Source organism: Pseudomonas sp. RP-B7, from assembly GCF_059803535.1.
In genome coordinates this window covers 1-7,315 of record NZ_JAPFHC010000060.1, presented here as the reverse complement: position 1 = coordinate 7,315, position 7,315 = coordinate 1, and the positions used below count along the sequence as shown (strand labels likewise).

5 protein-coding genes are annotated in these 7,315 nt (G+C 64.2%); all 5 read right to left on the bottom strand.

Annotated elements, in window-relative coordinates:
* Positions 1-100: 100 nt before the first annotated feature.
* A complete protein-coding gene (locus tag OPU96_RS28630; RefSeq protein ID WP_192298390.1) occupies positions 101-670 on the bottom strand; it encodes a lipocalin family protein in 570 nt (189 codons plus the stop codon).
* A 30-nt stretch (positions 671-700) separates the two neighbouring features.
* On the bottom strand, positions 701-955 hold the full coding sequence (locus OPU96_RS28625; protein ID WP_017734861.1) for a hypothetical protein: 255 nt from the start codon (positions 953-955) through the stop codon (positions 701-703).
* Positions 956-1,195: 240 nt separating this feature from the next.
* Positions 1,196-2,206, bottom strand: coding sequence for a class 1 fructose-bisphosphatase (locus OPU96_RS28620; protein ID WP_033897713.1), 1,011 nt, complete (start codon positions 2,204-2,206; stop codon positions 1,196-1,198).
* A 108-nt stretch (positions 2,207-2,314) separates the two neighbouring features.
* Positions 2,315-3,664 carry a DUF3999 domain-containing protein gene (locus tag OPU96_RS28615; RefSeq protein ID WP_498560174.1) on the bottom strand — a complete coding sequence of 450 codons (1,350 nt, stop codon included), beginning with the start codon at positions 3,662-3,664 and terminating at the stop codon, positions 2,315-2,317.
* The gene (locus tag OPU96_RS28610) at positions 3,664-7,185 is read right to left on the bottom strand and encodes a DUF2339 domain-containing protein (protein ID WP_498560173.1); all 3,522 of its coding nucleotides are present in this window, start codon (positions 7,183-7,185) and stop codon (positions 3,664-3,666) included. Before OPU96_RS28610 ends, OPU96_RS28615 begins: the two co-directional genes overlap by 1 nt.
* Positions 7,186-7,315 lie beyond the last annotated feature (130 nt).

Here is a 7,315-nt window from a genome sequence, read left to right as displayed (position 1 = left end):
CCCCCCCCCCCCCCCCCCCCCCCCCCCCCCCCCCCCCCCCCCCCCCCCCCCCCCCCCCCCCCCCCCCCCCCCCACAATTTGATCGACGGTGGTCTCGGGGTTATTGCGAGGTCTTGGCCATCTCTTTGTCCGACGTGCGCCAGATCAACCGAGTGGTGTCATACCCCTGCTGGCGCGCCCTGCTCAGCAGGTCCTCGCGGGTGTCGGCACTGACCGTCGGCGAGCGCGACAAGATCCACATGTAGCGCCGGCTCGGGCTGCCCACGATTGCGGTCTTGTAGTCATCGCTGACATACAGCACCCAGTAATCGCCCTTGGCGACGCCCGGCAGCAGCGATGTGAACCAGTTATTGAATTCGACCCAGAGCTTGTCGGTCTTGCCCGGCACCTGCGGCGTGGCCGTGCCCTTGGCTTCTTCCCACTTCCATTCGGTCGTCAGGCAGCGGTTGAACACCGACATGTCGCCATCCGGCAGCAGGGTGTAGCGGGCTTCGGACTGCGCGCAGTTGCGCTGGAAGTACATCGGCAATCGCGCCAACTCATACCAGGTGCCCTGGTAACGCTTGAGGTTGACGTTGTTCGCTGTCTTGGGTTGCAGATCATCGCCAGAATGGCTGGCGCAGCCCGCCAAAAACAGGCTGGCACAAAGGAACACAACAAAACGGATCATTCTTCTTCTCCCGCAGGCTCACGCCCCGGTTTACTTCAGGCCTTGCCCGGAAAACATCAGAACCTTGTCACCGGCATATTGCACGCTGATAAAGCTGGTTTTATCGCCCCAGGTGCAGCTGGACATGCCCAGTGCGCCGGAACAATCGGTCGGCTTACCCAACAGCGACTCCACCTCGGCCTTGGCCATGCCAGCCGACAGCTTTGCGTAATTTTCTTGGTTGACCTTGCTGCAAGCGGCCAACAGCACGCAAAAAGTCAGCAAGGCGAGACGGCGTAACGACATGGAAAAACTCCTGGAGGGACGAAGCAGCATGGGGGTCTGCCAGAAGCTTAGAAGGGAAAAGGGGTGTCTGGTTCCCGATGGGCAAAAACAAAAAAAACCCCGAAAACGCTGAAACGTTTCGGGGCTTTCTAGCCGACACAAAATCTTGTAGTGAGCGGGCTTGCCCGCGCTGCGGTACACCAGGCGCCTTAAGCTAACCTGACACACCGCCGCGCGGGGCAAGCCCGCTCACTACAAAGGTTACTTCTTGTGGTAGGCGGTTACACGCTCGACTTCTTCTTTCGAACCCAGGAACACCGCCACACGCTGGTGCAGGCCTTCAGGCTGGATGTCGAGGATGCGCTGATGGCCGTCGGTGGACGCGCCGCCCGCTTGCTCAACCAGGAAGGACATCGGGTTGGCTTCGTACATCAGGCGCAGTTTGCCTGGCTTGGATGGCTCGCGGCTGTCGCGTGGGTACATGAACAGGCCACCACGGGTCAGGATGCGGTGTACGTCGGCCACCATCGCGGCAACCCAGCGCATGTTGAAGTTTTTCTTCAGCGGGCCTTCTTCGCCAGCCATCAGCTCGCCCACGTAGCGGGTCACCGGCTCTTCCCAGTGGCGCTGGTTGGACATGTTGATCGCGAATTCCTGGGTCGATGCAGGAATGGTGATGTCTTCGTGGGTCAGCACGAAACTGCCCATTTCGCGGTCCAGGGTGAAGCCCTTGACGCCATCGCCCAGGGTCAACACCAGCATGGTCTGTGGGCCGTAGATCGCGTAACCGGCGGCAACCTGCTGGGTGCCAGGTTGCAGGAAGGCCTTCTCGTTCAGCGGCTCGTTCTGGCTCAGGTATTCGTTCGGGCAACGCAGTACCGAGAAGATGGTGCCGACCGGCGCGTTGATGTCGATGTTGGACGAACCGTCCAGTGGGTCGAATACCAGCAGGTACGCACCTTTCGGGTATTTGCCCGGAATCTGGTAGGCATTGTCCATTTCTTCGGACGCCATGCCGGCCAGGTGACCACCCCATTCGTTGGCTTCGAGCAGGATCTCGTTGGAGATCACGTCGAGTTTCTTCTGCACTTCGCCCTGCACGTTTTCAGTGCCCATGCTGCCCAGGACACCACCCAGTGCGCCTTTGGACACGGCGTGGCTGATTTCCTTGCAAGCACGCGCCACCACTTCGATAAGGAAGCGCAGATCGGCAGGCGTGTTGTTGCTGCGGGTCTGCTCGATCAAATAGCGACTCAAGGTAACGCGGGACATGTAAGGCTCCGGAGAATGGGGGGCTAAAAACCCGCGCAGTTTAGCGCGAGTCGGGGCGTATTTCCTCCTATCAGAGGATTTAAACCCAATAGAGTTCATGGACTTTATCTAACGTGCCACCGGCGGCTTGCGCAGCAAACTGTAGGCCATGGCGCCCAGCGCCGCCACGCCAAGCAGCAGCACGGCCCAGAGCCCGAGTTTTTTCCAGTCGGGCCCGCTCTCGACGGCGGCGGCGGCAACAGGCGTGTTGACCACCGCGTCCCCGGCGACCGTGGCCTGGCCCAACGCCCTGAGGCGCTCGGCGCTGTAATCAGGAATCAGTGTCGACAACGGCAAATTCGCCGCCTTCGCCGCAGCATTGCCCAGCGCCAGGGTGAACGGCGGCTCACCCCGCGCCAGGAACACCAACTGCGTGCTGCGCACGGCAAAGTGCAGGGCCGGCGCCTCGACGCCCAGGCCTGCGCCGCGCTCGTCTACCTGCAACTTGAGTTCAGCGACGGCCTGCCCCGGCAGCTGCAACTCATCCTGCACCACCTCCTGGCCGTTACTGGTCAGGCGGTAGAGCAACCCGTTGCTCAACGGTTGCCAGGCCTGCTTGCTGTCGCGACGCCCCGACAAGGTGACGGGCGCCAGGGTATTGGGCTGTTTCAGTTCGATGCGCAAACGCTCGACATTCAGCCCGGTCGGCAACTGCCAGCTGTATTCCCCGGCGCTGAGCCGCGTGCCTGCCAACGGCTGCGACCATACCAACGGCAGTGGCAGGCTGCTGCTGGTGGCACTGACCAGCCTGGCCGAGGTCAGCAACGGCGCTGCCTGGCCTTGCCACACCAGGCGCAGGTAGCGCGCCGATTGCCCCGGCAGGTTTACGTCATGCTGCTCGACCCGCTCGTCGGCAAACGACAGGCGCGCAACCTGCCCGTCGCCCCACGGCGTCCAATGCTGCAAATCATCGCTGGCCTCGATGCTGAAGCGCTGGAAGCCGTCGTGCTCACGACTCCAATCCAGGCTCAGTTGCTGCAACGGTGCCTTGATCGCGCTGGCGTCGAGCACCCAGCCGCGCAGCACCTGCGGCCCCTTGGCGCTGGACGGGCGGATTTCCAGCAGCGTGCCCTCGGTGGTGGATTTCATCACCACGCCGGGCAGCGCCTGCTGGGTATCGGCGGCGTACAGCGGGAACCACTTCACCTCGGTGACAGTGCGGCTTTCGCTGCGCTGCGAGGATTGGCGCGACAACGCGTAGGCCTGCGGCTCACCGGCGGCGTTGAACACACGCACGTCACTGAGGTCTGCCTGGCGCGCACTCAACTGCACGGCCAGCGGCAACTCCAGCCGATACCACGGGCCGTTGCCGCTCACGGCCAATGGCACCCGCACCGAAAAGTCGGCCGGCGTTTCCTGGGCGCAGGCCGCCGAACCCAACAGCCACAGCGCCAACCCACTCAGACTCAGCTTGCCCATCAAGACGATGCTCCTTCAGTTTCAACGCGCTTGGGCGGCAGCGGCGCAAAGTAGCCCACCACCAGCAACAACCCGCCCACGCCGATAAACGACACGATCCGCGCCAGGCCGCCACGGTTACTCAATTCGACAAAGAACAACTTGGCCACCACCACGGCAATCAGCGCCGCACCGATCAACCACACTTCGCGACGATGGCGCAGGTGGCCGCCGATCATCAGCCCAAGGGCGATCAGGGTCCACACGATCGACAGGCCGGCTTGCACCAGCATCGATTCAAGCAACGCCTCCAGCTGGAACGGCACCCCGCCCCAATGGTGCGCGGTGCGCATCACCAGCGCGGTAAAGAACCCAAACAGCGACAGGCCCGCGACACCCTGGGCGAGCAACTCTGCGCGCGGCCCACGCTGTGGCGCGACACTGCGCGCCCACAGGTACACGCCCAACAACGCGAACAACAGGCCCAGGTCCAGCGGGTTGAGCAGCGGCACATACGGCAACGGTTCGGCAGTGCCGTCGCTGAAGATGTTCGCCAACCAGAACCAACCGAGCATCAGCACCGCCAATGGCAACGCCGCGAGCACGCGGTATTCCCGTGGGTATGCCGACACCGGCCACGGCCAGTTGCGTGGCGCAGCGGCCAGCACCAGATACAGGCTTGGCAGAATCGCCCAACCGAGCCAGCGCCAGGCGTTGTACTGATCCGACAGCAACAGCAGGCCGTAACGCAGTTCCAGCGCGAGCACGCCGATCAGCATCCAGCAGCCCAGCACATGGGCCACGCTCAACACCGTGCCAGGCACTGTCGAAGCCAAGCGCCGCAGCGAAATGAAGTGCACGACGAAAACGGCCAACCACGCCAACCAGCCAAATTGCGCCGCCGGGTGGTAATAGGCATCCAGGGACGCCAGCAACACCACGCCCGCCGCCAGCATCAGCAAGGTGCTGAGCACGCCCAGCGACGGCCAGCGCAACCGCTGCGCGCCAAACGCCCAGAGCGCCACGCTTACGGCGGCGATGCCGAGCAAGGACGGGCCTTGCAAAGCGTTCGGGACAAAGCGCAGCACCTCGCTGATCAACGCCAGCGTCCACCACGCGGCGCCCCACACCAACAGCACGTCGGACAGGCGTTGCAGTTTCAGCACCGCAAACACCGGCACATGCCGCTCGCGCTGCAAGCGCCAGGCGCCGACCAGCGCGGCCAGGCCCAGGACCATCGGTGTCCAGAAACCGCTATGCCCCAGCAGGCGCAAGCCTTCGCCGCTCAACGGCCCCAGCAGCTGCGGCACCGACAGCAGGAACGAACCGCCGCCGATCAGTTGCAGCAGCAAGCCAAACACAAAACTCACGCGCTGTTGCAGGTACAGGCTCAACCAGATGATCAACAGACCACTGGCCGCCCACACGCCACTCGCGCTTTGCCATGGCAGTACGAACAGCACCGCAAGGTTGATCAGCACCAGCCCGGCCAGCAACACCACCGACAGCCCACGCAACAAGCGCACGTCACCACGCACCATGTCGTCGCGCGCCGCCAGCAACATGCCGCCGATCAGCGCCAGGCCGATCAGCGAAGCGGTGAGCAAACCACTCCAACCCGCACTGAATACCGCCGCGCCCTCGCCGCCCTGCAAGCGCAGCAGGAACAACGCGCCACCGAGCAGTTGCACGGCAAACGCGGTGAACAGGAAGGTGCGCGAGCCGATGCGCAGGCCGACAAACAGCGTCGCCAGCCCGGCAATCGCCCAACTGATGGCAGTGCCCTGGGTCTGCAACAGCAACGGCGCCAGCATGTACACAAAGCTCAAGCCCAGGCTCGCCAGTACCGGCAGGCCTCTACGCTCCCAATCCGCCGCCTGTTCAGCCGGCGCCTTGCGCAGTTGATCAAAGCTGAACAGCAACGCCGCGCCCAGCAGCAACGCCCCCAATGGCGCGCCGTCGAGCAGGCTGTGTTCGCCGATGCGCAACTCGCTGAGGAACGCCATTGCCGAGCCCAGTTGCAGCAGCAGGCCGAAGGCCCGCGCCAACGGCCGCTGTTGACGCAACCCGAGCCAGAAAATCCCCGCGCCCTCCACCGCCCACGCCGCGGCAGTCCAGCGCGCATCGAGCCCAAGGGGAATCGCCAGGCTGGCAAAGATCACACCCAGGGCCAGGCAGGTTTCCGCCAGCAACAAGGCGCGCCCACCACTGAGCAGACGGGCCAGGCCCATGTAGATAATGCCCAGGCCCAACGCACTGAACGCAGCGGCGAACTCCAGGTGCTGCACCAGCGCGAACTGCAAGCCAAAGCCCACCAGGGGCGGGCCGAACAGCATGCTGCCGTCGACATAATCACCCTTGGCCGCCGACCAGCGCAGCAGCGCTCCACGGCTGTCGTCCTCGGGCGCGTCACTCATCTCCAGCAATTTGCGCCGGGTGAACAACAGGCCGATGGCCAGGTACATCAGGAAAAACAGGATCAGGAACGGCTCGGTGCTCCACAGCAGTTCCGGCGTGTAGGAACGCAGGCCCCAGGCGAAGCCGATGCCGAAGGTGCCGACGAAGCCGATCAGGTTGAGCAGGCGCCAGGCCTTGAACCAGGCAATCGCGAGGATGCCCGCGTTAAGCAACGCGAAGTAACTGAACAGCGCCACATGGTTGCCAGCCCCCGTGGAAGTGAGGATCGGCGCGGCGAAACCACCGAGCGCGGCCGCACAGGCCAACCCCAGCGCGTCCTGGGTGATCGCCAGGATCGCCGAGAACACCGTAACCGCCACCAGCAGGCCCAGTGCCGCGCTGGGATCGATCAGCGGATGCAGGCGCATCGCCGCAAACACCGTGAGGTACAACACCGCGATCCCGGTGCCTTGCAGCATCAAGCCGTAATGGCTGTTGCGCAGGCGCAGCCACCAACCCAGGCCCAACAGGCCGACCGCAGCGGCGGCGACACCGGCGTAGCGCAACTCGATCGGCACCACCATGCCTTCGGTGGCATACCGCAGCAGGAACGCCAGGCCAAGGAACAACAGCACCACGCCGACGCGCAGCACGGTGTTGCCGCCAAACAGCCAATTGCGCGCACCGCTGATGGCGCGCTCGATCAGGTTGGGGCCACGCGGGGTTGCCGGTTCTTGCGGACTTGGTGTCGGCATCGGCGCGGGCGCTGGCGCCCAGACATCATCCGGCAGCGGCTGGCTGGCCTCGGCAACCATCGGCACTGGCGCCAACTCGGTCGGCAGCTCCCAGACAAGGTCGGGCGCCTTGGCGACAGGGGTGGGGTCAGGAATGGCGGGGTCGACCCTGGCACTGCCGACCAGCGGCGTGGGCACTTCCAGTAGCCGCAGGCGTTCACCCAGGGCAATCAGCGCCTTTTGCGTGGTTTCCAACTGGCTCGCCTGCTTGTCTGCCTGGGCCGACAGTTGCGACAGGCGAATCGCCTGGCCAAGCCCCAAGCCCAGCAGCGCACCGATGCCGGCGTCACTGAACGACTCGTCGAGTGTCCAGCCGAGCGCGAGGCCAATCAGCATGAAAATCCATTGCATGGTCGATATTCCCTAGGCAAACCGGGGCCTAGTATATCGACGCGAGAGCAATGTGGGAGCGGGTTTGTGTGGGAGCGGGCTTGCTCGCGAAGACGGCGTGTCAGGCAACTCATCTGATACTGCCCCACCG

Bases quoted from the DNA above. Each gene is read 5' to 3' on its own strand.
- OPU96_RS28620 (WP_033897713.1), bottom strand. From the start codon at position 2,206: ATGTCCCGCGTTACCTTGAGTCGCTATTTGATCGAGCAGACCCGCAGC.
- OPU96_RS28630 (WP_192298390.1), bottom strand. From the start codon at position 670: ATGATCCGTTTTGTTGTGTTCCTTTGTGCCAGCCTGTTTTTGGCGGGC.
- OPU96_RS28610 (WP_498560173.1), bottom strand. From the start codon at position 7,185: ATGCAATGGATTTTCATGCTGATTGGCCTCGCGCTCGGCTGGACACTC.
- OPU96_RS28615 (WP_498560174.1), bottom strand. From the start codon at position 3,664: ATGGGCAAGCTGAGTCTGAGTGGGTTGGCGCTGTGGCTGTTGGGTTCG.
- OPU96_RS28625 (WP_017734861.1), bottom strand. From the start codon at position 955: ATGTCGTTACGCCGTCTCGCCTTGCTGACTTTTTGCGTGCTGTTGGCC.